The sequence below is a fragment of the Acinetobacter sp. 228 genome (genome assembly GCF_048147885.1).
Genome location: NZ_JAYWYV010000513.1, coordinates 1 through 1107, shown reverse-complemented (window position 1 = coordinate 1107; position 1107 = coordinate 1). Strand labels below are relative to the sequence as shown.

General features: G+C 40.9%; 1 protein-coding gene and 1 pseudogene. One reads left to right on the top strand and one right to left on the bottom strand.

Going from position 1 to position 1107, the window contains the following annotated elements:
* Positions 1–65 precede the first annotated feature (65 nt).
* A complete protein-coding gene (locus tag VXQ92_RS20340; protein ID WP_265643002.1) occupies positions 66–971 on the top strand; it encodes a TIGR01777 family oxidoreductase in 906 nt (301 codons plus the stop codon).
* Here VXQ92_RS20340 and VXQ92_RS20335 read toward each other — a convergent pair.
* Positions 963–1107 (bottom strand): annotated as a pseudogene (locus VXQ92_RS20335) (D-amino-acid oxidase); the annotation flags it as partial. The gene VXQ92_RS20340 and the pseudogene VXQ92_RS20335 sit on opposite strands and share 9 nt — an antisense overlap.

Genomic DNA, 1107 nt, shown 5'->3' with positions numbered 1-1107 from the left:
TAGATCGTTATTAAATTTTATAACTATATCAATTAAAAACTGCTGTCCTCGGTTTTGGAGGAAATATGAATAAAAATGTATTAATCACAGGTGCCAGTGGCTTTATTGGAACGCATTTAATTAGGTTCCTGCTACAAAAAAATTATAACGTGATTGCTGTGACACGGCAGGCTGGAAAGAAATCTGACCATCCTGCCTTGCAGTGGGTACAAAAGTTCGAAGATATTTCGACCCGTCAAATTGATTATGTGGTGAATTTGGCCGGTGCAAATATTGGTGAGAAACGCTGGACCGAGTCACGTAAAAAACAACTCATTGAAAGCCGTGTAAATACGACCCGAAAGCTATATGCATGGCTTAATCAATCTCAAATTTTTCCTGAAGTGATTGTCTCTGGTTCTGCAATTGGTTATTACGGTATAGATAATCAAGAAAAGTGGACAGAAGTGTGCACAGAACAAAGCTCGCCACAGCCCATTTTCATGTCTCAGCTTTGCCAAGAGTGGGAACGCGCAGCTTTAGCAGACTCTCAGCAAAATACTAAAATTATTCGTTTAGGCGTTGTGTTCGGGCAGGGTGGTGGTATCTTGCCTAAAATGTTGCTTCCTATTCGACTCAATTTAGTCGGTCAAATTGGTCACGGTCGTCAACCTGTGGTTTGGGTACATATTGAAGACGTATTAAACGCAATTGAGTTTATATTCAAGCATCCTCAATCTGCTCAAATTCACAATGTCGTGGCGCCAGAAAATGTGACCCAAAAGGTATTTGTTGAACAAGCTGCCAAAGTTTTGAATAAGAAACCAATGTTGTCGGCGCCTAGTACAGTTTTTCGCTGTTTGTTAGGAGAGCAGTCGCAATTGATCTTAAATGGGCAATACGTCAAACCCGCAGCCTTACAAGCAGAAGGATTTGAGTTTGCTTATCCTCAATTAAAAATGGCTTTAGAGAATATACTCGCCTCAGGCTAAGATTTTATTTTGCAAACGCTCTGGGGAATATGCTTTGGCATCAACTAATGTTGGTTGTCCTAGCATAAGCTGACGGAGCAATTGCGCAGAACCTTCGCCCATACACAAACCATTTCTAAAGTGCCCAAAGTTTGCC

What these genes read in the sequence shown, in the direction of transcription:
- VXQ92_RS20340 (WP_265643002.1), top strand. Translation starts at nt 66, where the DNA reads ATGAATAAAAATGTATTAATCACAGGTGCCAGTGGCTTTATTGGAACG.